This window comes from Pseudomonas sp. TE6288 (genome assembly GCF_054062095.1).
This window is the reverse complement of sequence record NZ_JBSSEW010000016.1, coordinates 35,701-59,142: the sequence shown is the minus strand read 5'-3', so window position 1 is coordinate 59,142 and position 23,442 is coordinate 35,701. Positions and strand designations below refer to the sequence as shown.

Genomic DNA, 23,442 nt, shown 5'->3' with positions numbered 1-23,442 from the left:
ATGCTTCAGACGGTGCGTGCGATGCGCCCGGCCAGCAAGGCCCAGCCCACCAGCAGCACGCAGACGATCGCCAGCGGCCACGAGCGCCATTGCAGGTACGGCGTCAGTTGCTGCATCGGCACCACCTCGCCGTACAGCACGGCCCGCTGGAACTGCGGGACCTGCGCGGTGATCCTGCCGAACGGGTCTATCAGTGCGGTCACGCCGTTGTTGGTGGCGCGGATCATCCAGCGGCCCGCCTCCAGCGCACGCATCTGGGCCATCTGCAGGTGTTGCAAGGGGCCGATCGAGGTGCCGAACCAGGTGTCGTTGCTGATGGTCAGCAGCAGGTCGCTGCGTGCGGCCAGGCTTGCGGCGAATTCGGGATAGACCACTTCGTAGCAAATGTACGGGGCGATCTGGTAACCCTTGGCCTGCAGCAATGGCTGGTCCTCGGGACCACGGGCGAAATCCGACATCGGCAAGTTGAAGAACTCGATCAGGCCGCGCAGCATGTCCTGCAATGGAACGTATTCACCGAAGGGCACCAGCTTCTGCTTGAGATAGGTGCCGTCGCCCTCGCCGGTCACGGTGATGCCGTTGAAGTAGCGGCGCTGGTGGTGGACCATCTGCCGCACCGGCACGCCGGTGATGAGTGCCGAGTGCCTCTCGGCGGCAAAGTTGCCCATCATGTCGATGTAGCCCTCGGCCTGGTCCTTGAGCACCGGCACGGCGGTTTCCGGCCAAACCAGCAGGTCGACGGGCCTGGAGCTGAAGCTCATGTCGCGGTACAGCGCCAGTTGCGCATCGACATGCGCCGGGTCCCACTTCAGGTCCTGCTCGACGTTGCCTTGCAGGGCCGCGACCTTCAGCGGATCACCTGCCGGCTTGGTCCAGACGTGATCCTTCAGGGCCAGGCCGATGATCCATGGCGCCACCAGCAGCACCGCACCAACGGCCAGGAACGAGCGGCGCTGGCGCAGGCGATGGAGGTTGCACAGCAAGGCGGCAGTCAACGCCAGGGCGAACGAGATCAGCCACACGCCGCCCAACGGCGCCAGGCCCGCCAGTGGGCCATCGAGCTGGCTGTAACCTGCATAGAGCCAAGGGAAACCGGTGAGGAACCAGCCCCGGAAGGCCTCCTGCAGCAACCACAGGGCGGCAAAGCACAAGGCGTCTGCCAGCGGCGCCTCGTCGCGACGCAGCCAGCGTGCCCAGAGCCAGGCGGGCAAGGCGAAGAAGAAAGCCAGGCAGGCGAAGAATGCCAGCAGCAGCAGGATCGCCAGCAGCGGCGAGGCGCCGCCGTAGGTGTTCATGCTGACGTAGATCCACCAGGTGCCGGCGCCGTAGAGGCCGAAGCCGAAGCACCAGCCCCGGCCCATGGCCTGTCGCGGGCTCAGCTCGCGCAGCCCGGCATAGAACAGCGCGATGGACAGCAGGGCCAGCGGCCAGATGTCGAAGGGGGCCAGGGCCAGCAGGGTGGAGGCGCCGGCCGCCATGGCCAGCAGGTTACCGGGCCAGCCGGGGCGGGTGATCCAGCGCATGTTCGTCCTTAACGGTTGATCGGTGTCAGGCGCAGCAAGTGTATCCGGCGGCTGTCGGCATTGAGAATGCGGAAGCGGTAGCCGCCGATCTCGGTGGTTTCGTTACGTTTGGGCAAATGGCCGAACGCACTCATCACCAGGCCGCCGACCGTGTCGAACTCGTCATCGGAGAATTCGCTGTCGAAGAACTCGTTGAAGTTCTCGATCGGGGTCAGTGCCTTGACCAGGAAGTCGCCGCTGGGCAGCGGCTTGATGTAGCTGTCTTCCTCGACGTCATGCTCGTCCTCGATATCGCCGACGATCTGCTCGAGCACGTCCTCGATGGTCACCAGCCCCGCCACGCCGCCGTATTCGTCGATGACGATGGCCATGTGGTTGTGGTTGGCGCGGAACTCGCGCAGCAGCACGTTCAGGCGCTTGGACTCGGGCACGAAGGTGGCCGGGCGCAGCAGGTCCTTGATGTTGAAGCTGTCGCCATTCTCCTTGAGGATCAGCGGCAGCAGGTCCTTGGCGAGCAGAATGCCGAGCACATCGTCGTGGCTCTCGCCAATCACCGGGTAGCGCGAGTGCGCGGCATCGATCACTGCCGGCAGGAACTCGCGGGGCGACTGGTTGGCCTTGATGCTGATCATCTGCGAGCGCGGCACCATGATGTCGCGTACCTGCAGGTCGGCGACCTGGATGGCGCCTTCGACGATGGTCAGCGCTTCGCTGTCGAGCAGTTTGTTCTGATGGGCTTCGCGCAGCAGCTCAAGGAGCTCCTGGCGGTTTTTCGGCTCATGGGCAAAAGCCTGGGTCAGCTTACCCAACCAGGACTTCTGCCCGTTGCTCGATCGGTCTTCGCTCATGGCGGTTACTCGTGATCCTTGCAGTATCAGTGTGTGATTGTTTCGGTTTCGTCGTCGGCGTAAGGGTCCGGGTGACCCAGTTCCGCCAGCAATTGCCGTTCCAGCGCTTCCATTTCCTCGGCTTCATCGTCTTCGATGTGGTCGTAGCCGAGCAGGTGCAGGCAGCCGTGGATGACCAGGTGCGCCCAGTGCGCCTCCAGGGACTTGCCCTGTTCGGCGGCCTCGCGCTCGACCACCGGCACGCAGATCACCAGGTCGCCCAACAGCGGGATGTCGAGCAGCTCGTCGGGGACGTCGGCGGGGAAGGACAGCACGTTGGTGGCGTAGTCCTTGTGCCGGTAGGTGTGGTTCAGCTCGCGACCTTCGGCGGCGTCGACCAGGCGGATGGTCATTTCCGAGTCGGCGCTGCGCTGGCGCAGGGCAAGTTCGCACCAGCGGCGGAAGGCGGCGTCATCGGGGGCAGCGGCGTCCGTGGCCCGTTGCAGATCGAGTTCAAGCATCTTTGCCGGGTGCCTCGGGCTTGGACTGACGGGCTTCGAAGCGGTCGTAGGCTTCGACGATACGCTGCACCAACGGGTGGCGTACCACGTCCTTGGGCTGGAAATGGGTGAAGCTGATGCCTGGCACGTCCTTGAGCACCTCGATCACATGGGCCAGGCCCGACTTGGTGCCGCGGGGCAGGTCGACCTGGGTGATGTCACCGGTGATCACCGCGGTCGAGCCGAAGCCGATGCGGGTGAGGAACATCTTCATCTGTTCGAGCGTGGTGTTCTGGCTCTCGTCGAGGATGATGAAGCTGTTGTTCAGGGTGCGGCCGCGCATGTAGGCCAGCGGCGCGATCTCGATCACCTGGCGCTCAATCAGCTTGGCCACGTGCTCGAAGCCAAGCATCTCGTAGAGCGCGTCGTAGAGCGGGCGCAGGTACGGGTCGATCTTCTGGGCCAGGTCGCCGGGCAGGAAGCCGAGCTTTTCGCCAGCCTCGACCGCCGGGCGCACCAGCAGGATGCGGCGCACCTGTTCACGCTCCAGCGCATCGACCGCGCAGGCCACGGCCAGGTACGTCTTGCCGGTACCGGCCGGGCCGATGCCGAAGTTGATGTCGTTGGCCAGGATTTCCTTGACGTAGCGCTGCTGGTTGACGCCGCGCGGGCGGATATTGCCCTTGCGCGTGCGCAGCGAGACGCTGACTTCGTTGACGGCCGGATTCTCGATGTTCTCGATCGTCGACTCCTGGAGATAGAGGTGCACCGTTTCCGGTGACAGCTCGTTCGCCTTGGCTTCGCGATAGAGGCGGCGCAGCAGTTGCTCGGCGGCGGAGGTGGTCTTGGGCTCGCCGATCAGTTCGAACTGATTGCCGCGGTTGCGGATCTCGATGGCCAGGCGTTGTTCGATCAGGCGCAGGTGCTCGTCGAACTGGCCGCACAGGTTGGCGAAGCGATGGGCCTCGAAGGGCTCGAGTATAAAGCGATGGGGTTGTATGGGTGCGTTCAAGGTCGTTTTTAGCCGCTCGACGGCAATGAATGTGAACTCAAGAATAACCCTTGAGTGGCAGTGGCGAAAGCACTGAAACGATCAAGGGTCGCTGGGAAGCGTCCGATCCGTGCGTCAAAGCATGGCAGGGCAAGTTGACGAATCGATGATGCCGGGGCCAGCGCCGGGCCGGGCAACGGGTCAGGGAAGAGGAGAGAAAGGTGTGCGCCCTTCGGCGTTCTGCAGTTCCAGCAGGTATTTGCGGAAGATCTGGCCGAGTACCTGGGTAGCGTGCTCAAGCTCGTCGCGGGGCATCTGCTCGGTGACTTCGTCGGCCATGTCCAGGGCGTCTTCGGCACCGTTGACCGCGGCTATCTTGAGCAGGATGTAGGCTTGCACGTTGTTGGCCTTGACCCCTTCACCGTGGAAGAACATCGAGCCAAGACGGTATTGTGCCTGCGCCTGGCCTTGCAGCGAGGCTTTCTCGAACCACTTGAGCGCGTTGTCGAGTTGGCGCGGCGTGCCGCTGTAGTAGAACTCGCCCAGCTCGTACTGCGCTTCGGCATCCCCTGACTGAGCGGTCTGCTCGCAGGCCTTCAGGGCATTGGGCAGGTCTTCGGGCGCGGTATCGAGGGCGCAGCGGCCCGTCGCTGGAATCAGCAACGAATTACCGCCCTCCGCCAAGGCCAGCAGGGGCTGAAGAAGCAACAGGCAGCCCAGGGTAAGGGCGCGGCCGGTGCGGTTCATGGGGATCGACTTACCTCTGCAAAGCTACGGCCAATGTCTCTGGTGGCACATTATGGGATAAGCAGCGCCTACCTTACAAAGATTTACGCGAATTTCTACAGCCGGATTGGACGTGACGGGCTGTGATGGGGTTCACAGGCTTGCTTGGTCCGGCCTGATCGTGGGGCAAGGCCGCGATCAGGCCGAGACAGGAACACCCTTACTTCAGCTTGGCAAATGCCCGCTCGGCCGCATCCAAGGTGATCTGCAGCTCCTTGTCGCCATGGGCAATGGAGGTGAAACCCGCTTCGAAGGCGCTTGGCGCCAGGTACACGCCGCCTTCGAGCATCAGGTGGAAGAAGCGCTTGAAGCGTTCGGCATCGCTGGCCATCACGTCGTCGAAGGTGACGATATCGTCGGCGCCGCTGAAGTACAGGCCGAACATGGCGCCCGCCTGAGTGGTGACGAACGGGATACCCACGGCATCGGCACGCTGTTGCAGGCCATCGAGCATGCGGCTGGTGAAGGCACTCAGCTCGTCATGGAAGCCCGGGCGGCTGATCAGCTTCAGGGTGGTCAGGCCGGCGGCCATGGCCAGCGGATTGCCCGACAGGGTGCCGGCCTGGTAGACCGGGCCCAGCGGGGCGATGCAGCCCATGATTTCGCGCTTGCCGCCGAAGCAGCCGACCGGCATGCCACCGCCGACGATCTTGCCGAAGGTCGACAGGTCGGGGGTGATGCCGTAGTGGCCCTGGGCACCGCCGAGAGAAACGCGGAAGCCGGTCATCACCTCGTCGAAGATCAGTACCACGCCGTGCTTGTCGCACAATGCGCGCAGGCCTTCGAGGAAGCCCGGCGCCGGCGGCACGCAGTTCATGTTGCCGGCCACTGGCTCGACGATGATGCAGGCCACGGTCTGGCCGACGTCGGCCAGGGTCTTCTCGACGGCGGCGATGTCGTTGAACGGCAGGGTCAGGGTGTGCTTGGCGAAGTCCGCCGGCACACCGGCCGAGCTTGGCACGCCCTGGGTCAGCAGGCCGGAGCCGGCCTTGACCAGCAGGCTGTCGGAGTGACCGTGGTAGCAGCCTTCGAACTTGATGATGGCGTCACGGCCGGTGTAGCCACGGGCCAGGCGGATGGCGCTCATGGTCGCTTCGGTGCCGGAGCTGACCATGCGCACCATCTCCATCGACGGCACGATCGAGCAGACCAGGTCGGCCATCTCGGTTTCCATGGCGGTCGGCGCGCCGTAGGACAAACCGTGCTCCAACTGCTTGCGTACGGAGTCCAGCACGTCCGGATGGGCATGGCCGAGGATCATCGGGCCCCAGGAACCGACATAGTCGACGTAGCGCTTGTCGTCTTCATCGATGACGTAGGCGCCTTCGGCGTGCTTGAAGAACAGCGGAGTGCCACCGACGCTCTTGAAGGCGCGAACCGGCGAGTTGACGCCACCGGGGATGTGTTTCTGGGCTTGGGCGAACAGGGCTTCGGAACGGGACATGGGATCTTCTCTCGAAATCAGCAAGCGAACAGGGCGTTGAAGGCGCGGGCGCGGCGGGTGACTTCCTGCGCGCTGTCGGCACCGAACAGGCCGTGGATAACCGCCAGCAAGTCGGCGCCATGGGCAACCAGCGGGGCGGCGTTGTCGAGGGTGATGCCGCCGATCACCGCGATCGGCAGCTTGACCTGGGCGCGGGCCTGCTCCAGCAGTTCGACGCTGGCGGCGGGCGCGCCCGGTTTGGTGACGGAATTGAAGAAGCGGCCGAAGGCGACATAGCTGGCGCCTTCGCTGGCGGCCTGCCGCGCGAGGTCCAGGCTGGCGTGGCAGGTCGAACCGATGATCGCCTCGCGGCCGAGCAAGGCGCGGGCCGGTGTGAGCGGGCCATCGGTCTGGCCGAGGTGCACGCCAACGCCCAGGCGGGCCGCCAGTTCGGCGTCGTCGTTGATGATCAGCTCGGTGCCGTAACGCTCACACAGCGTCTTCAACGCTTCTGCCTCGCGCAGTCTGTGGGCGGTATCGTCGCTCTTGTCGCGGTATTGCAACAGGCGAACGCCACCTTCCAGCGCCGCTTCAACGTGGGAGAGGAAACGGCCGGCCAGCAGCTGGCTGTCGGTGATCGCGTACAGACCGCGGAGCTTCATCGGAGGGCCTCGTGTCAGGAACAGAAATCCAGGGGCAGGCGGCGCGGCACGTACTGGCCCTTGCCCAGCTGTTCTGCGTCGCGCAGGGTGCGCCAGGTGTAGTCCAAGGCGCTGCGCACGGCGCTGGTCAATGCTTCGCCGAGAGCCAGGCGGCCGGCAAGGGCGCTGGCCAGGGTGCAGCCCGAGCCGTGGTAGCTCCCCGGCAGGCGTTGGCAGGTCCAGGTGTGCTGCTGACCGTCGCGGCTATACAGGCGGTTGTGGATTTCCACCTCGTCGCCGTGACCGCCGGTAATCAACAGGTGTCTACAGAACGGCAGCAATTTCTCGGCGCACTCGTCCGCGGTGCCTTCGGGCAGTTCCGCCAGAATGCGTGCTTCCGGCAGGTTCGGCGTGGCGATGGTGGCCAGCGGCAGCAGGCGTTCGCGCAACGCGTAGCCGACTTCGTCCTTGCCCAGGCGACCACCGCCACCGGCGCGCAGAACGGGGTCGCAGACCAGAGGCAGGTGCGGGTGGGCGGACAGCAGTTCGGCGACGGTGTCGACCATCTCGATCGAGCCGAGCATGCCCAGCTTCACCGCGGCTACCGGGGAGTCGGCCAGCACGGCGTTGGCCTGGGCCAGCACCCACTCGCGGTCAAGCACGCGGAAGTCGGAAACGTTGACGGTATCCTGCACGGTCAGGGCGGTCACGGCGGGTGCGGCGTGACAACCCTGGGCGATCAGGGCTTCGATATCTGCCTGCAGCCCGGCGCCACCACTGGGGTCGTGGCCGGAGAGACAGAGGACAACGGGGCGGGAGCTGTAGGTATTCATGGTCGGCGAGCTTATCACCAAACCTTTTTGTGCGGTTCGGTCGCGGCGAGAGAATTGCTGATCAAGTGGTCAGGTTGGTTTTGTTGGATATTCTGAAACGTGCGTCCTAGAGCCTCTGCATTGAAAATCTCAGTAGCTGCCGAGCAGTGCTGGAGGCTATGCTAGAGTGCTCGGATAACTCGATGAACGGGTTCTGCCGGATCACGTCGTCTCAAAGGGAAGGGAGGCAACCGCGACGCGACCGGACAGGCCATGCTGGGGCTGTATGCGCTATTTGCTGATTGTGCTTCTGGGCTGCTTGCCCCTGCTTGCCGGAGCGGTCGAATTCGACGACTCCACCGGGCGCTTGCCGCTGGGCCGCTACATGCAGGTCTATGAAGACCACGATGGCAGCGCCAGCATCGCCCAGGTCAGTACCGCCGCATTCGCCGGACGCTTCCATGCCCATCACGACGAGGTGCTCAACGCCGGCTATTCGACCTCCGTTTTCTGGCTCCGTGTCGATCTCGCCTATTCAGCCACATCTTCGCCAGCACCACGCCAGTGGTTGCTGGAGCTTGCCTACCCGCCGCTGGATCATCTGGAACTCTATCTGCCGGACGCGCAGGGCACCTATCGCCTCGCCCAGCGCACAGGTGATGCCTTGCCCTATGCCAGCCGGCAGATCCGCCAGAACAACTACCTGTTCGAGCTGCCGCTGCACCCCGGCCAGGCGACGACCGTCTACCTGCGCCTGCACAGCCAGGGTTCGATCCAGGCGCCGCTGACATTGTGGTCGGCCCAGGCCTATCTGGAAGACCAGCCCACGCGTCTTTACGTGCTGGGCATGATCTACGGCGTGCTGCTGGTAATGCTGGTTTACAACTTGTTCCTGTACCTCAGCGTGCGTGATGTCAGCTACCTGTACTACATCCTCTACATTGCCTCGTTCGGCCTGTACCAGGTTTCGGTCAACGGTGCCGGCATCGCCTACTTCTGGCCGGACAACCCCTGGTGGGCAAATGCCGCCACGCCATTGTTCATCGGCGCCGCCGGGTTGTTCGGCTGCCAGTTCGCCCGCCATTTCCTGCAACTGGGCAACCTCAGCCGTGGCCTCGACCGCCTGCTGAAGGGGTTGATGGCAGGTGGTGCGCTGGTGATGGTGCTGGCGGTGACCCTGCGTTACGGCGTGGCGCTGCGCATGGCCACGCTGCTGGCACTGTTGTTCACCGTGAGCATCTTCAGTGCGGGGTTGTATGCCTGGTGGCGCGGCTTGCGCGTTGCGCGCTGGTTCATCATCGCCTGGACGGCCTTCCTCGTCGGCGGGCTGGTCAACACCTTGATGGTGCTTGGGCACCTGCCCAACGTGTTCATCACCATGTACGCCAGCCAGCTTGGCGCGGCGCTGGAGGTGGCGCTGTTGTCGCTGGCCCTGGCCGACCGCATCAACAGCTTGCGCGAGCAGCAGGCGCAGACCCTGCGTGACACCGGACGCACCCTGGAGCAACTGAACCTGCAACTGGCCCGCAGCAACCGGCTCAAGGACGAGTTCCTCGCCACCGTGACCCACGAGTTGCGCACGCCGATGAACGGCGTGATCGGTTCGCTGGAACTGCTGCACACCCTGCCCATGAGCGCCGAGCAGGCCCAGTATCATCGCACCGCCAGGGGGTCAGCCCAGGACATGATGGCGATGGTCGACGATATCCTCATCCTCACCGAGCTGCAGGCCGGGCGCCTGCGTAACCATGGCATGGCGTTCAGCCTGCGGCGGCTGCTTCAGGAACTGCGGGCCGGTTATGCCAGCCAGGCGCTGGCCAAGGGCCTGTACCTGAGCCTGGACATCCCCGCCGACCTGCCCGACAGCCTGGTCGGCGATGCACAGAAGCTCGCCCGCTGCCTGGCGTGCCTGGTGGACAACGGGCTGAAGTTCACCCACCAGGGCGGTGTCACCGTGCAGGCCCGTGGCCGGCGAACCGGACCTGACAGCCTGGCCCTGAGCCTCACGGTCAGTGACAGCGGCATCGGCTTCGACGACCTGGATCAGGCGGTGCTGTACCAGCGCTTCTTCCAGGTGGACGGTTCGATGACCCGGCGCTATGGCGGATTGGGGATTGGCCTGTCCATCTGCCGCCAGTTGAGCGAGTTGATCGGGGCCACGTTGTCCCATGAGTCCACGCAGGGGCTGGGCAGTCGGTTCGAGCTGACGCTGCCCCTGATGGTGGCACAGGTGCAGGCTCCACCGGCCCGTGCCGCCTCGAGCCTGGACCGCTTCTGAACAGAGGTGCCCCCGATGTAGTCCGTTTTGTCACTTTGACTGACCGGCCCGCGGTGCTTCACTGGGTTATCCAGCCATGAGCGGATCCAGGAGGCCCCGATGAACCTGCACCAGTTCGCTGAAACCCACGAAGTCACCAACCAGCCGCCGTCCCTCGACGGCGCCAACCTCTACCGCCTAGACCAGCCCTTGCAGGAGTGGTCGCGGCGTTTCGGCGCCGGCTGGGCCGAGTCGCGGATCGATGCCTACGGTGCCCTGGCCGGTGGGCCACTGATGACGGCGGGTTTCCTGGCCAATGCCCACAAGCCCGAGTTCAGCAGCCATGACCGCTATGGCCACCGCATCGACCTGGTGGAGTTCCACCCCGCGTATCACCAGTTGATGCGTACCGCCGTCGAGCACGGCTTGCCCTCGCTGCCGTGGGCCGAGCCACGGGACGGTGCCCACGTGGCGCGTGCCGCGATGACCTACCTGCACAGCCAGGCCGAGGCCGGTACCGGCTGCCCGCTGACCATGACCTTCGCTGCCGTGCCGGCCCTGCGGCTGCAGCCTGAGCTGGCCGGCTACTGGCTGCCGAAGGTCCTTGCCCGCGAGTACGACCCGCGCAACGTCGGCGACCGGCACAAGGCTGGTGTCACCCTCGGCATGGCCATGACTGAAAAACAGGGCGGTACCGACGTGCGCGCCAACACCACCCGCGCTTACCCCGTCGGCGCGCCCGGTGCAGGCCAGCCCTATGAACTGGTGGGGCACAAATGGTTCTGCTCGGCACCCATGTGCGATGCCTTCCTCACCCTGGCGCAGACCGACAAGGGTCTGAGCTGCTTCCTGTTGCCTCGGCACCGCCCTGACGACAACCGCAACCAGTTCTATATCCAGCGCCTGAAAAACAAACTGGGCAACTGTTCCAACGCCTCCAGCGAAGTGGAGTTCCGTGGCGCTCTGGCGTGGATGGTGGGCGAGGAGGGGCGCGGCGTGCCGACCATCATCGAAATGGTGGCCATGACCCGCTTCGACTGCATGGTCGGCTCCAGCGCATTGATGCGCCAGGCCCTGACCCAGGCCGCGCATCACTGTGCCCACCGCAAGGTCGGTGGGCGCGTGCTGGCCGAGCAGCCCTTGATGCAGAACGTGCTTGCCGACCTTGCCCTGGAAAGCGAGGCCGCATTGGCCCTGAGCCTGCGCATGGGCCAGGCGCTTGATCGGCTCGACGACCCGCAGCAGGCACATTTCGCCCGCCTGGTGACGGCCGTGGGCAAGTACTGGATCTGCAAGCGCGCCCCCGGGATGATCAACGAGGCCGCCGAGTGCCTGGGCGGTGCCGGCTACGTCGAGGACAGCATCCTGCCGCGGCTGTACCGCGAGGCGCCGGTCAACTCGACCTGGGAGGGCTCGGGCAATGTGCAGTGCCTGGACGTGCTGCGCGCCTTGTCGAAGGAGCCGGGTGTGCTGGAGGCGCTGTTTACCGAGCTGGGGGACGGGCATGGCGACCCACGCCTGGCGGCGTTCATCGGCAACCTCAAGGGCGCGTTCGCCGATACCGGCGATATCCAGTATCGCGCCCGGCAACTGACCGAGGACATTGCCGTGGCGTTGCAGGCCAAGCTGTTGCTGGAGGCGGGCAACGCCACGGTGAGCGACGCGTTCATCGGCAGTCGGCTGGGCGGCGGTGGTCGCGTGTACGGCGCATTGCCGCGCGGGGTTGATGCTGCGGCACTGGTAGCCAGGGCCACGCCGGTGTGGGCCGGATAACGCCATCGCGGGGGTGTTTTTACCCTGCAACGCAGGCAAGATGGTTGTCATGCATTCCATAAGACAGGAAGCCCAGCGTGAGCCAAGCGTTTGTAGTCGTTGATACCCCCGAACAGGCCGTCGACCGTCTGGCGGCCTTGCATGAACAGGCCACCGGTGCCCTGAGCCAGGCCCTCAAGCGCTACCTGAAAGACCGCACCGAGCCCGGTGACGAAGAACGCGCGCTGTTTCGCTACCCGGCCCTGCGCCTCATCTATTCCAGCCAGGGTGAAGTCGCCGCGACCACGCGTGCCTACGCCAAGGTCCAGGTGGATGGCACATACAGCGTCACTGTCACCCAACCTGCGGCGTTTCGTGGTTATCTGCTCGAACAGCTGCGCCCGTTGATGCACGACTACACCGTGACGGTGGAAGTCGGTGTCAGCGAACAGAACATTCCTTACCCTTACGTGGTTGACCAGGGCGATGAGCTGGCGGGCAGCGGCATCACCGCGGCGCAACTGGCGCGGGTGTTCCCCAGTACCGACCTGTCGGCGGCCACCGACAACACCGCCGATGGCCTATACGACTGGGAAAGCGCCGAAACCCTGCCGCTGGCGCTGTTCGACGCCGCCCGCGTGGACTTCTCCCTGCGCCGCCTGGTGCACTACACCGGCAGCGACTGGCGGCACATGCAGCCATGGATCCTGCTGACCAACTACCATCGCTACGTCGACCAGTTCATCGCCCATGGCCTTGAGCAACTGCGCGAGGACCCACGCTTCGTGCGCATGGTCCTGCCGGGCAACGTGGTCATCGAGAAGGGCATGGACAACGGCGAGGCCCAGGCCCTGGTCGCCAGCGTGGTCTGGCACCGCTACCAGATGCCGGCCTACCACCTGATCGCCGCCGACGGCGATGGCGTGACCCTGGTCAACATCGGCGTCGGCCCGTCCAATGCCAAGAACATCACCGACCACCTGGCGGTGCTGCGTCCGCACTGCTGGCTGATGATCGGCCACTGCGGCGGCCTGCGCCAGTCGCAGACCATCGGCGACTACGTGCTGGCGCATGCCTACATGCGCCGCGACGGCATCCTCGACCGGGTCGTGCCGCCGAACATCCCGATCCCGGCCCTGGCCGAGGTGCAGCTGGCGTTGCAGGAAGCGGCCGCGCAGGTCACCGGCGAACGTGGCGAGCAGCTCAAGAAGCGCCTGCGCACCGGCACCGTGCTCACCTACGACGACCGCAACTGGGAGCTGCGCTGGGCACAGGAGCGCCCGTTGATCAACCTGTCCCGTGCCGTGGCGGTGGACATGGAAAGTGGCACCATCGCGGCCCAGGGTTACCGCCTGCGTGTCCCCTACGGCACCTTGCTGTGCGTTTCCGACAAGCCGCTGCACAGCGAGATCAAGCTGCCGGGGTCGGCCAACGCCTTCTACAACCGCGCGGTCAGCCAGCATCTGAAGATCGGCATCGCCGCCCTCGACCTGCTGCGCACCGAGCTCAACTCGCTGCACTCGCGTAAACTGCGCAGCTTCGATGAGCCGCCGTTCCGCTGAGGATCCATGCCCCTGCCACCCCGTAGCACCCCGCGCCGCCCTGCGGCGCGAACCACCGGCCTGCGTCGCCAGCCCAAGGCGCCGCCGGCCGAGCCGCGCCTGATCCTGTTCAACAAACCGTTCGATGTGCTCACCCAGTTCAGCGACGGCGAGGGGCGCGCCACGCTCAAGGATTTCATCGACATCCCCGGCATCTACCCGGCCGGGCGCCTGGACCGCGACAGCGAAGGCCTGCTGCTGCTGACCAACGACGGGCGCCTGCAGGCGCGGATCGCCGACCCCAGGCACAAGCTGGCCAAGACCTACTGGGTGCAGGTAGAGGGCGAGCCGAGCGAGGAGCAGCTACAGCGCCTGCGCGAGGGCGTCGAACTCAACGACGGGCCCACGCTGCCGGCGCAGGCACGTCTGCTCGAGGAGCCCGAGTTGTGGCCGCGCAATCCGCCGGTACGTTTTCGCAAGAGCGTGCCGACTGCCTGGCTGGAGCTGGTGATCCGTGAAGGCCGTAATCGCCAGGTGCGGCGGATGACGGCGGCGGTGGGGCTGCCGACCTTGCGTCTGGTACGGGTGCGTATCGGTGACTGGACGATCGAAGGGTTGGAGCAGGGGCGATGGCGGGAAGTGGCGGCGAAGCTGTAGTCGCCGCCCCGGCGTTGGGGTCGTCAGACCCCTTCCAGAAACCCCACGACCACGCTCTTGATGATGAACGCCAGCACGCCAAGGCCCAGCACAAAGAACAGGATCAGCGTGCCAAAGCGCCCCGCCTTGGACTTCTTCGCCAGGTCCCAGACGATGAAGCCCATGAAGGCGATCAGCACGGTGACGAGGATGATCATCATCCACTCTTCGAATACGGCGGGATCCATCGGTTTACTCCAGGCAAGCGCAAAGCCCGATCATACGCCGGGCGCGCAGGGATTCAACGCAGGTGGGTCAATGGCAGCTCGGTGCTGGCCAGCACCTGGTTGAGCACGAAGCTCGAGCGCACGCTGGTCACTCCTTCGATACGGGTCAGGCTGCCCAGCAGCAGTTTCTGGTAATGGTCCATGTCCGGCACCACCACCTTGAGCTGGTAGTCGGCGTCCATCCCGGTGACCAGGCTGCATTCGAGGACCTGGGGCAGGCTGCGGATCGCCGCCTCGAAGGTTTCGAAGCGTTCCGGGGTGTGCCGGTCCATGCCGATCAGCACATAGGCTGTAAGGCTCAGGCCGAGTTTCTTGCGATCCAGCAGGGCCACCTGGCGCGAGATGTAGCCGTCGTCCTCGAGCTGCTTGACCCGGCGCGAGCAGGGGGACGGCGACAAGCCGATGCGTTCGGCCAGTTCCTGGTTGGAGATGCGCGCATCGCGCTGCAATTCGGCGAGGATGCTCAGGTCGTAGCGGTCGAGCTTGCTCATGGAAAGGACCTTTTCTGTTCGGATTGCGGCGAATTATCGATCCTGAGTGAAAAATTGCGCAAGCGGTATTTATCAGAGCAATCTTCGCAATCCTCTGCCCCAGCGTCTGCCCTATCTTAATCACCAGAATCACTGCCCGGACATCAGTCCACGGCGACGCGCCCTAGGCGGGCGGTCGCGGCCAGCCATCCAACAGGATCCGCCAGGCCCCCGGGCTACGCACTGTCCAGAAGACGGCGCGAGGTGAGCCGGTGCCACAAGCGCCGAGCACGGACGACAATTCCCGAAGGGAGGCCGCAAGGCCTCCCTTTTTTATTGTGCCGCGAATCAGAGTCGTCATTTGTGAAACACCGCACTAGGCTGTGCGCTGTTTCATCTGCCGGTCGTGGTCCCCGGAGTAGACTGCGAACGGTACAAGCGGGCGTTTTCATCGAGAGGAACAACATGAGTTCGCGCATCTGGCGGTTGGCAGGTGTTGGTTTGCTGGGCCTGGGCATCAGCCTGGGCGCCCTGGCCGAGGGTCCCGGAGACGGGCATGACAGTCATGGCGGCCAACAGGAGCAGGGCGGTGGTGAACGGCGCGGATCGCCGCTCAATTCACGGGACGAAGTGCGCCAGACGCAACCGCCGCGCCAGGGCTACTACCAGGACATTCCCCGGCGTTACGGTGACAACCGTCACTGGGAGGCGGGTGGTCCGGGTCAGCGCCCGGGCGGCAATTGGTCGGGACGGCCTGATGGTCATGGCAATGGCTGGGGGCCAGGGCCGCAGTATCACCCCGGGCACACTGTCGATCGCTTCCCGGACCGCTACTGGAAGGTGCCTTATCGTGGACAGGACTACTTCTACTCCGGCGGTTATTGGTACCGGCCGCATGGCGGCGGCTACGTGGTGGTCACGCCGCCTTACGGTGTGCGGGTCGGCTATCTGCCGCCCTATGCCCGCGAGGTGTGGTTGAGCGGTGCGTTGTTCTTCCTGGTGGCCGACACGTACTACCAGTACCAGGCCGACAGCCGCGAGTATGTGGTGGTCAACCCGCCCAGCGTTGCGCCTGCACCGCAGCAGCAGGGCAATGGCTATGATGTGATCGCCTACCCGATGTACGGCCAGGGGCCGGAGCAGCAGGAGCAGGACCGATACCAGTGCCACCGCTGGGCGGTGAGTCAGTCGGGGTTCGATCCGGCGACGGCGACCTATGCGCCTCCGGCCAATGTGGCGGGCAACTATAGGCGGGCATTGGGGGCGTGCCTGAGTGGGCGCGGCTACAGCGTCAATTGACAAGGCAATTGCGAGCGCGGGCTACACCGGGTCGGCGTGAACCATCACATCGGCCCGCGGATAGCGCTGGCGAATGACCTGCGAAGCCTGCACGCACAACTCATGGGCGGCGTGCAGCGGCATTTCGCCGGGCAACTCGAGATGTAGCTGCACGAACCACTGGCTGCCGGACACCCGCGTGCGCAGGTCATGCACCCCCTTCACCCCGGGAATCGCCAGCACCACTTCGAGCATGCGCTCGCCGACATCGGCAGGCAGTTCCTTGTCCATCAGGATCGCCGTGCTCTCGCGGGCGATCTGCAGCGCGCTCCACAGGATGTACAGGGCGATGCCCAGGCCGAACAGAGCATCGAGCTGTGGCCAACCGAAGCGGGCCAGCAGCAGCGCCAGGAGGATGCTGGCGTTGAGCAGCAGGTCGGATCGGTAGTGCAGCGAGTCGGCGCGCACGGCCGTGGAGCCGGTCGCGCGGATGACTTTGCGCTGAAATGCCAGCAATGCGAGGGTCAGTACCAGCGACAGCAGCATCACCACGATGCCGGCGGCAGTGTCGCCCAAAGGCTCCGGCGACGTCAGCCGATCAACCGCCTGGACCCCGATCAGCACCGCGCTGACCCCGATGAACAGTGCTTGGGCCATGCCGGCCAGGGCTTCGGCCTTGCCATGGCCGAAACGGTGGTCGTCGTCGGCGGGGCGCAAGGCGTAGTGAACGGCCAGCAGGTTGAGAAAGGAGGCGGCGGCATCCAGCGCCGAGTCGGTCAGCCCGGCCAGCAGGCTGACCGAGCCGCTCAGCCACCAGGCCACGGCCTTGCTCAGCACCAGGATGCAGGCGACGCTCAGCGAGGCGCGGGTGGCCAGGCGCAGCAAGCGTTGGTGTTCGGCGGTGGCGGTCATGCGCAGAGGATCGTCCGTGGTCAGATCAGGCGGCAGGCACCAGGCCGTAGCTGGCCAGTTGCTCGACACTGCCACGGTGCTGGATCAGCCGTGGGTCGTTCAATGGCAGGCGCTGGCCCAGTTCGCTCTCCAGGATAGCCTGCAGCTTGGTCCTGTCGACCTGGCCGTCGGCATTGACCGCCGGCTTGAGCTTGGCCGGGTCGATCTGCGCGCTCTTGCCGCCGGGGTAGTAGATGGCGCCAGTGGCGAAGTCGATGCCGAAGGCGATCAGGCCGGGGAGCACGTAGAAGAGAATACCAATGGCGTCCATGGCCGCGACCACAGGGTCGATCTTGCCTTCGATCTGGCCGCGACGGTCAGGGTAGAACAGGGTGCCGCAGGCCGTCAGCTGGGTCAGCAGGGTGGCGATGAGGGCGCCACCGATGACGCGGGAAGGGATGCGCATGTGAATCTCCGGAAGGTAACGACGATCAAGGGCGCGGCAATCGCCGGCGCCTGAGGTTAAGACCATGATAGGGCAGCCTCGGTTCGCCGTTATACTCGGACGATTGTTCGAGGACCACCATGATTTCATTACCGATCGATGCCGTATTGTCCGACCTGCGCCAAGCCCTGGCCGAACGTGACGAAGCGGTGCTCGAGGCGCCCCCCGGCGCCGGCAAGACCACCCGCGTACCGCTGGCGCTGCTCGACGAGCACTGGCTGGCCGGGCAGACCATCCTCATGCTCGAGCCGCGGCGCCTGGCCGCCCGCGCCGCCGCCGAACGCCTGGCCAGTGAACTGGGCGAGAAGGTCGGCGAGACCGTGGGCTATCGCATCCGCCTGGACAGCAAGGTCGGCCCGAACACGCGTATCGAAGTGGTCACTGAAGGCATCCTCACCCGCCGCCTGCAAAGCGATCCTGCGCTTGAAGGCGTGGGCCTGGTGATCTTCGACGAGTTCCACGAGCGCAGCCTGGATGCCGACCTGGCCCTGGCCCTGAGCCTCAACGGCCGGGCGTTGCTGCGTGACCAGCCGCCGCTGAAGGTCCTGCTGATGTCGGCAACCTTGGAGGGCGAGCGCCTGTCGCGCCTGCTCGACGATGCACCGATCATCAGCAGCCAGGGGCGCATGCACCCGGTGGATATCCGCTGGGGCCGGCCGTTCCAGCCTGGCGAGTTCGTCGAGCCGCGCGTGGTCGACTGCGTGCTCCAGGCCCTGGCCGATGAATCCGGCAGCCTGTTGGTGTTCCTCCCCGGACAGGCCGAGATCCGCCGCGTGCACCAGGCTCTGCAGGAGGCTGTGGGCGAGCGTCCGGAGATCCTGCTCTGCCCGCTGCACGGTGAGCTTGAGCTGAATGCCCAGCGCGCCGCCATCGAGCCGGCGCCCAAGGGCCAGCGCAAGGTGGTGCTGGCCACCAATATCGCGGAGACCAGCCTGACCATCGACGGTGTGCGCGTGGTGATCGACGCCGGGCTGGCGCGGGTGCCGCGCTTCGACCCCGGCAGCGGCATGACCCGCCTGGACACCCAGCGCATCTCCCGCGCCAGCGCTACCCAGCGCGCCGGGCGTGCCGGGCGCCTCGAGTCTGGCGTGTGCTATCGGCTGTGGTCCGAGGCGCAACATGACCAACTGGCGGCCCACGGCAGCGCCGAAATCCTCCAGGCCGACCTGGCCGGGCTGGCCCTGCAGTTGGCGCGCTGGGGTGTGCCGCCGGAGCAGCTTAGCTGGCTTGACCAACCGCCAGCGGCCGCCTTCGCGCAAGCTCAGGACCTGCTGGCCCGGCTCGGCGCCTTCAAGCCGGGTTGTCGCGACAACCTGAGCGCCCATGGTCAGGCCATGGCCGAGCTGCCTGCGCATCCGCGTATCGCCCACCTGCTGCTGCGCGGCCAGGATCTTGGGTTGGCCGACCTGGCGTGCGATGTCGCCGCGTTGTTGGGCGAGCGCGACATCATGCGCGGCGGCGGTGCCGACCTGCATAGCCGGCTGGCTTTGCTCAGCGGTGAAAGCCGCGCCTCCCGGGGCGGGCAGGGCGGCGTGCAGCGCGCCCGGCAACTGGCTCGTCAGTATCGTGGTCAGCTACGTGGCAAACCGCGCAGCCCGGTCGCCGACCCCGATCATCCTCGCTGGTTGGGCGCGGTGCTGGCGCTGGCCTACCCTGACCGGGTGGCGCAACAACGTCGCGACGGCGGCGCCGAGTATCGCCTGGCCAATGGCCGCGCGGCATTGTTCGCCGAAGCCGATGTGCTGATGAAAAGCCCGTGGCTGGTGATCGCCGACCTGGGCAGCCGTCAGGGGCAACGCGAGGAGCGCATCTACCTGGCTGCCGAGTTCGACCCGTCGCTGTTCGGCGGAGTGTTGGCCGAGCAGGTGGAGCAGCTCGACCTGCTCGACTGGGACGAACGCGAGCAGGTGTTGCGCGCCGAGCGCCAGCGCAAGGTCGGCGAGCTGGTGCTCAGCCGTGAACCGTTGCCTGGGCTGGACGACGAGGCGCGGGCCAAGGCGTTGCTCGGCCTGGTACGGCGCAAAGGCTTGAACCTGCTGACCTGGACCCCGGAACTGCGCCAGTGGCAGGCCCGTGTCGTGCTGCTGCGCCAGCTCGACCTGGAAAAGGACAACCACAGCGAATGGCCTGACCTGGGTGACGATGCCTTGCTGGCCAGCCTGGAAGACTGGTTGCAACCCTACCTCGGCAAGGTGTCGCGGCTGAGCCATTTTTCCAACCTGGATCTGGCCTCGATCCTGCGCAACCTGCTGCCCTGGCCGCTGCCCCAGCGCCTGGACGAGCTCGCACCGTCGCACCTGGCCGTGCCTTCGGGCTCAAGCATCCGCCTGGACTACAGCGAGCAACCACCGATCCTGGCCGTGCGCCTGCAGGAGCTGTTTGGCCTGGCCGACACTCCACGCATCGCCAATGGGCGGCAGCAGGTCAAGCTGCACCTGTTGTCACCAGCACGTCGGCCTGTGCAAGTGACCCAGGACCTGGCCAACTTCTGGCGCACCACCTACGCCGAGGTGAAGAAGGACCTGAAAGGGCGCTATCCCAAGCACTACTGGCCGGAAGACCCACTGGTGGCCGAGGCTACGGCGCGGGCCAAGCCGAGGAAAGCCTGAGCGCGCGCGATCAGGTGGCTGCGCCCGCCTCACTCTCCAGTAGCATGAACAACCTGTACAGCACCACGGTGCTGAACAGCTGCAGGAAGCCGCTGAGGCTGTCCAATGCCAGTTGCACGCCGGCCTGTGGCTCTGGGAACAGCTGCAGCAGCAGGCCGTCGATCAGCCACAGCGGCGCCAGTACCGAGAGCATGCACACCATGATGCGCAGGAAGTGTCCGGTGGTCATGCGCGCGCTGGTGCGCATCGCCTCGATCACCGGCAGGCCGCGCAACACCAGCAGGTACTCGGCGAACACCAGGTTCACCATGATCCACACGCCGGGGAAGATGAACAGCGCCAGGCCCGCCATGATCAGCAGCGAGCTGATCACGATCAGCAGGGCCAACATCGGCCACAGCTGCAGGGCGCGGGCGAACAGGTCGCGCTTGGCGATGGCCTGGCCATTGCTGCGGGTGTCGAGGTAGAGGATCAGCGCGGCGCTGTACAGCGGATAGAACAGCAGGCTGACCAGCATGCCGTAGGCCGGCGAGGCCTGTTCGCCCAGCTGGTTGTAGAGCAGCTGGGTGCCGAGGGCCTCGAGTACCACCAACGGCAGGCACAGCTGGAGGATGCCCGTCAGGTGACGGCGGAAGAAGTACAGGGAGTCGCGCAGAACGCTCAACGGATTCATCGGTCAACATCGCATGGCGGAAAAAGCAGGGCGTAACTTTAGCCCAGACCGCCCGCTTGCTGAAAAAAGTTTCATGGCCAGCGCAATTGAATCGCCGCGCCCGGCCCCCCATCTTTGACGCTGTCCGATGCCCTGTTCAGCGCACGAGGTTGCCCCGATGAACACTGAAGAACAAACCCTGATCGATGGCCTGTTCGGCCGTCTCAAGCAAGCCGAAGACCCGGCCCAGCCGCGTGATGCCCAGGCCCAGGCGCGCATCGAGGAGCACCTGCGCCAGCAGCCGGCGGCGCCTTACTACATGGCTCAGGCGATCCTGGTGCAGGAAGCGGCGATCAAGCGCCTGGACGAGCAGAACAAGCAGCTCGAGGCCGAGCTCAAGCAAGCGCGGGCGCAACTGGAGGCAAGCCGCCCCAGTGGCAGCGGCGGCGGTTTTCTTTCCAGCATCTTCGGTGCGGGAGCGCGCAACCCGGAGCCGCAGCGGCCGGTTGCTCCGGCTTCGACTTCCACAGGGGGCTGGCGTGAGCCGGCGCCGCAGGCTTATACCCCGCCACCACCACCACAGGGTTTCGGTGCGGCGCCTACTCCGGCGCGCAGCGGTGCCAGCAGCTTCCTCGGCGGGGCAATGCAGACTGCTGCGGGGGTGGCTGGTGGTGTGCTGCTGGCTCAAGGTATCAGCAGCCTGTTCAACCACAACTCGCAGCCTGAAGAAATCGTCGAGGTGATCAAGGAAGAGCCGGCGCCGGCCAGCGACGCTGGCGGCTGGAACGATCAGGACAGTCAGCGCCAGGTGGCCGACAACGGTGGCTGGGGCAATGACCAGGGCGGGTTCGCCGATACCGACTACAGCGGCGGCGATGATGGCGGTTTCTTCTCGGACGACGACTACGTCTGAGGGCTCTGGCATACTGCAGCGTCTGATCGCGGGGCAAGCTCGCTCCTGTCGAAGCGTGGGAGCGGGATTGCCCCGCGATTGCCTGCCACTGCCAGAGAGAGGCTCCCGGTGAAGAAAATCGCGCTGTTCGCCGATGTACAGAACCTCTACTACACGGTTCGCCAAGGCCATGGCTGCCATTTCAACTACGCCGCGCTGTGGGCCGACGTTAGCCGCGAGGGCCAGATCGTCGAAGCGGTGGCCTATGCCATCGACCGCGGCGACAGCAAGCAGCAACAGTTCCAGCAGATCCTGCGCAACCTCGGTTTCGAGGTGCGCCTAAAGCCGTTCATCCAACGTGCCGACGGTTCGGCCAAGGGTGACTGGGACGTGGGCATCACCCTCGATGTGATCGAGGCGGCGGCACGGGTTGACCAGGTAGTGCTGGCCTCCGGCGACGGTGATTTCGACCTGTTGCTGGAGCGGGCAATGCAACGCCATGGCGTGGAAACCGTCGTGTACGGCGTGCCGGGGTTGACGGCGTTGTCGGTAATCCGCGCCGCAAGCCGCTACGTGCCGATCGAGGGCAGGCTGCTGCTGCGTCACTGAACTCACGCTCAGGTTTTTTTGCCATTACCCCCCAGATGCCCCAGCGGCACCCTTCGCGCCACCGCGCTGGACAGGATGATCGAGGTCTTGGTGAAGCCCAGCTGCGACACGCGGTTGATCAGCGCCTCCAACTCGCCCATGGACGTGACGGCCGCTTGCATGATCACGCACGGGTCACCGGTCACCCGGTGGCACTCGGTAAGTTCAGGGATCTTCTCCAAGGCCTCGTAGGCCTGCTGGTTGCCATGGCTGGCCAGGCGCAGTTCCATCACGCACTGGATCGGCAGGCCGATTTTTTCCAGGTCGACCTTGGCCGTGTAGCCGCTGATAACACCGCTGGCCTCCAGCTTGGCCACCCGCTCGGCCACCGCCGGGGCGGAGAGATTGACTTGGCGCGCCAGCTGCGCGTAGGTGGCCCGGCCGTTTTCCAGCAGCGCGGCGAGAAGCATGCGATCGTACTTGTCCATGGCGATTCCAGGTGACCTTGCAATCGACGGTGAAGCGTCTGCATAACCGTGCATTGCAAAGTGTTTCGGTGTTTTAAACGTGTTTTGTAACTTAATTTTGCGCGAGGGCCTTTCTAAACTAATCCACCCGTAAACGGATTTCGAGCCCTGCCATGTCCACCGCCCGCCGCTTCCCGCTGTTGCTCATCGGAGCCTTCCTTGCCTTGTACCTGGTGTGGGGCTCGACCTACCTGTTCATTCGTATCGGCGTGGAGTCCTGGCCGCCGATGCTGATGGCCGGCGTGCGTTTCGTGATTGCCGGCAGCCTGCTGTATGGCTTCCTGCGCTGGCGCGGCGCGCCAGCGCCGACCTGGCCGCAGTGGCGCGCGGCCGGCGCCATCGGCTTTCTCCTGCTCAGTTGCGGCAACGGTGGTGTGACCCTGGCCGAGCATGCCGGGGTCGCCTCGGGCGTGGCGGCGCTGGCGGTAGCCACGGTGCCGCTGTTCACCCTGGTGTTCGGGCTGTTCTTCGGCCATCGCAACTCGCGCCTGGAATGGGCGGGGATCGCCCTTGGACTCGTCGGCATCGGCATGCTCAACCTGGGCTCGAACCTGCAGGCCAGCCCCATGGGCGCGGCGCTGATCCTTTTCGCCGCAGCGGCCTGGGCCTTCGGCTCGGTGTGGAGCAAGAGCCTGCCGCTGCCCCAGGGCGCCATGGCCAGTGCCGCGGAAATGCTCGTGGGCGGCGCCGCCTTGCTGATCGGCAGCGCCGTGAGCGGCGAGCGGCTGACCCAAATGCCCACGGCCGCCGGTTGGGGGGCGCTGGCCTATCTGGTGTTCTTCGGCTCGATCCTGGCGTTCAGTTCCTACATGTACCTGCTCAAGCACGTGCGCCCGGCAGCGGCCACCAGCTACGCCTACGTCAACCCGGCGGTGGCGGTGCTGTTGGGGATCGTTTTCGCCGGCGAGCAGATCGGCGCCGAGGAGTGCGTGGCCATGGCGGTGATCATTGGCGCGGTGGTGCTGATCGGCCTGCCGCAATGGCGCAAGGCGCCGCAGCAGCCGGTGCCGCTGAAAGGCGAAATGTGCAAGTAGGGCAGGGCGTTGCGGTAAAC

At 65.5% G+C, this 23,442-nt stretch carries 23 protein-coding genes; 9 read left to right on the top strand and 14 right to left on the bottom strand.

Annotation, left to right across the window (positions count from 1 at the left end):
- Positions 1–5: 5 nt before the first annotated feature.
- The 8 genes from lnt to ACVWY1_RS17875 all read right to left on the bottom strand — a co-directional run bounded on the left by lnt (position 6) and on the right by ACVWY1_RS17875 (position 7,524).
- Entirely contained in the window at positions 6–1,523 is a 1,518-nt protein-coding gene (lnt, locus tag ACVWY1_RS17910) for an apolipoprotein N-acyltransferase (protein WP_457378590.1), read from the bottom strand.
- Positions 1,524–1,531: 8 nt separating this feature from the next.
- Complete coding sequence (locus ACVWY1_RS17905) at positions 1,532–2,371, bottom strand: HlyC/CorC family transporter (RefSeq protein WP_023630352.1); 840 nt, start codon at positions 2,369–2,371, stop codon at positions 1,532–1,534.
- 26 nt (positions 2,372–2,397) lie between these two features.
- Positions 2,398–2,871: an rRNA maturation RNase YbeY gene (gene ybeY, locus ACVWY1_RS17900; RefSeq protein ID WP_023630353.1), complete on the bottom strand. Its 474-nt coding sequence runs from the start codon at positions 2,869–2,871 to the stop codon at positions 2,398–2,400.
- Entirely contained in the window at positions 2,864–3,862 is a 999-nt protein-coding gene (locus tag ACVWY1_RS17895; protein ID WP_139668302.1) for a PhoH family protein, read from the bottom strand. Before ACVWY1_RS17895 ends, ybeY begins: the two co-directional genes overlap by 8 nt.
- A gap of 180 nt (positions 3,863–4,042) precedes the next feature.
- Positions 4,043–4,588: a tetratricopeptide repeat protein gene (locus ACVWY1_RS17890; protein ID WP_102684172.1), complete on the bottom strand. Its 546-nt coding sequence runs from the start codon at positions 4,586–4,588 to the stop codon at positions 4,043–4,045.
- Between the two features lie 199 nt (positions 4,589–4,787).
- The gene (gene hemL / locus ACVWY1_RS17885; RefSeq protein ID WP_277502661.1) at positions 4,788–6,071 is read right to left on the bottom strand and encodes a glutamate-1-semialdehyde 2,1-aminomutase; all 1,284 of its coding nucleotides are present in this window, start codon (positions 6,069–6,071) and stop codon (positions 4,788–4,790) included.
- Between the two features lie 17 nt (positions 6,072–6,088).
- Entirely contained in the window at positions 6,089–6,712 is a 624-nt protein-coding gene (gene thiE, locus ACVWY1_RS17880; RefSeq protein WP_277502662.1) for a thiamine phosphate synthase, read from the bottom strand.
- 14 nt (positions 6,713–6,726) lie between these two features.
- Positions 6,727–7,524 carry a hydroxymethylpyrimidine/phosphomethylpyrimidine kinase gene (locus tag ACVWY1_RS17875; RefSeq protein ID WP_102684169.1) on the bottom strand — a complete coding sequence of 266 codons (798 nt, stop codon included), beginning with the start codon at positions 7,522–7,524 and terminating at the stop codon, positions 6,727–6,729.
- 265 nt (positions 7,525–7,789) lie between these two features.
- On the opposite strand from ACVWY1_RS17875, the gene ACVWY1_RS17870 reads away from it, so the two are divergent.
- The 4 genes from ACVWY1_RS17870 (at position 7,790) to ACVWY1_RS17855 (ending at position 13,710) form a co-directional block, all read left to right on the top strand.
- Positions 7,790–9,781, top strand: a complete 1,992-nt coding sequence (locus ACVWY1_RS17870; protein ID WP_277502664.1) for a sensor histidine kinase — start codon at positions 7,790–7,792, stop codon at positions 9,779–9,781.
- Positions 9,782–9,880: 99 nt separating this feature from the next.
- On the top strand, positions 9,881–11,533 hold the full coding sequence (locus tag ACVWY1_RS17865; protein WP_102684168.1) for an acyl-CoA dehydrogenase family protein: 1,653 nt from the start codon (positions 9,881–9,883) through the stop codon (positions 11,531–11,533).
- A 77-nt stretch (positions 11,534–11,610) separates the two neighbouring features.
- Positions 11,611–13,074 (top strand): AMP nucleosidase, encoded by a 1,464-nt coding sequence (amn, locus tag ACVWY1_RS17860; protein ID WP_023632409.1) that lies wholly within the window; start codon positions 11,611–11,613, stop codon positions 13,072–13,074.
- A gap of 6 nt (positions 13,075–13,080) precedes the next feature.
- On the top strand, positions 13,081–13,710 hold the full coding sequence (locus ACVWY1_RS17855; RefSeq protein ID WP_457378589.1) for a pseudouridine synthase: 630 nt from the start codon (positions 13,081–13,083) through the stop codon (positions 13,708–13,710).
- A gap of 23 nt (positions 13,711–13,733) precedes the next feature.
- Here ACVWY1_RS17855 and ACVWY1_RS17850 read toward each other — a convergent pair whose 3' ends face one another.
- A complete protein-coding gene (locus ACVWY1_RS17850) occupies positions 13,734–13,937 on the bottom strand; it encodes a DUF2788 domain-containing protein (protein WP_023631482.1) in 204 nt (67 codons plus the stop codon).
- Between the two features lie 53 nt (positions 13,938–13,990).
- Positions 13,991–14,467 carry an Lrp/AsnC family transcriptional regulator gene (locus tag ACVWY1_RS17845; RefSeq protein ID WP_011535815.1) on the bottom strand — a complete coding sequence of 159 codons (477 nt, stop codon included), beginning with the start codon at positions 14,465–14,467 and terminating at the stop codon, positions 13,991–13,993.
- A 444-nt stretch (positions 14,468–14,911) separates the two neighbouring features.
- Between ACVWY1_RS17845 and ACVWY1_RS17840 the strand changes: the two genes are divergently transcribed.
- Positions 14,912–15,745, top strand: a complete 834-nt coding sequence (locus tag ACVWY1_RS17840; protein ID WP_277502671.1) for a DUF6515 family protein — start codon at positions 14,912–14,914, stop codon at positions 15,743–15,745.
- Positions 15,746–15,766: 21 nt separating this feature from the next.
- Here the strand turns inward: ACVWY1_RS17840 and ACVWY1_RS17835 are convergent, their stop codons facing one another.
- Positions 15,767–16,636, bottom strand: a complete 870-nt coding sequence (locus ACVWY1_RS17835; RefSeq protein ID WP_102684165.1) for a cation diffusion facilitator family transporter — start codon at positions 16,634–16,636, stop codon at positions 15,767–15,769.
- A gap of 25 nt (positions 16,637–16,661) precedes the next feature.
- On the bottom strand, positions 16,662–17,081 hold the full coding sequence (locus ACVWY1_RS17830) for a polyribonucleotide nucleotidyltransferase (RefSeq protein ID WP_102684164.1): 420 nt from the start codon (positions 17,079–17,081) through the stop codon (positions 16,662–16,664).
- Between the two features lie 119 nt (positions 17,082–17,200).
- On the opposite strand from ACVWY1_RS17830, the gene hrpB reads away from it, so the two are divergent.
- Positions 17,201–19,729, top strand: coding sequence for an ATP-dependent helicase HrpB (hrpB, locus tag ACVWY1_RS17825; RefSeq protein ID WP_457378588.1), 2,529 nt, complete (start codon positions 17,201–17,203; stop codon positions 19,727–19,729).
- A gap of 10 nt (positions 19,730–19,739) precedes the next feature.
- Here hrpB and ACVWY1_RS17820 read toward each other — a convergent pair whose 3' ends face one another.
- Complete coding sequence (locus tag ACVWY1_RS17820) at positions 19,740–20,402, bottom strand: YciC family protein (RefSeq protein WP_110703165.1); 663 nt, start codon at positions 20,400–20,402, stop codon at positions 19,740–19,742.
- Between the two features lie 157 nt (positions 20,403–20,559).
- Here ACVWY1_RS17820 and ACVWY1_RS17815 point away from each other — a divergent pair, with 157 nt between their 5' ends.
- The gene (locus ACVWY1_RS17815) at positions 20,560–21,294 is read left to right on the top strand and encodes a DUF2076 domain-containing protein (protein WP_457378587.1); all 735 of its coding nucleotides are present in this window, start codon (positions 20,560–20,562) and stop codon (positions 21,292–21,294) included.
- Positions 21,295–21,402: 108 nt separating this feature from the next.
- Positions 21,403–21,882: an NYN domain-containing protein gene (locus tag ACVWY1_RS17810; protein ID WP_023631362.1), complete on the top strand. Its 480-nt coding sequence runs from the start codon at positions 21,403–21,405 to the stop codon at positions 21,880–21,882.
- 8 nt (positions 21,883–21,890) lie between these two features.
- Here the strand turns inward: ACVWY1_RS17810 and ACVWY1_RS17805 are convergent, their stop codons facing one another.
- Entirely contained in the window at positions 21,891–22,349 is a 459-nt protein-coding gene (locus ACVWY1_RS17805) for an Lrp/AsnC family transcriptional regulator (protein WP_023631363.1), read from the bottom strand.
- A gap of 152 nt (positions 22,350–22,501) precedes the next feature.
- Here ACVWY1_RS17805 and yedA point away from each other — a divergent pair, with 152 nt between their 5' ends.
- Positions 22,502–23,422 carry a drug/metabolite exporter YedA gene (gene yedA / locus ACVWY1_RS17800; protein WP_102684160.1) on the top strand — a complete coding sequence of 307 codons (921 nt, stop codon included), beginning with the start codon at positions 22,502–22,504 and terminating at the stop codon, positions 23,420–23,422.
- The last annotated feature ends 20 nt before the right edge of the window (positions 23,423–23,442 follow it).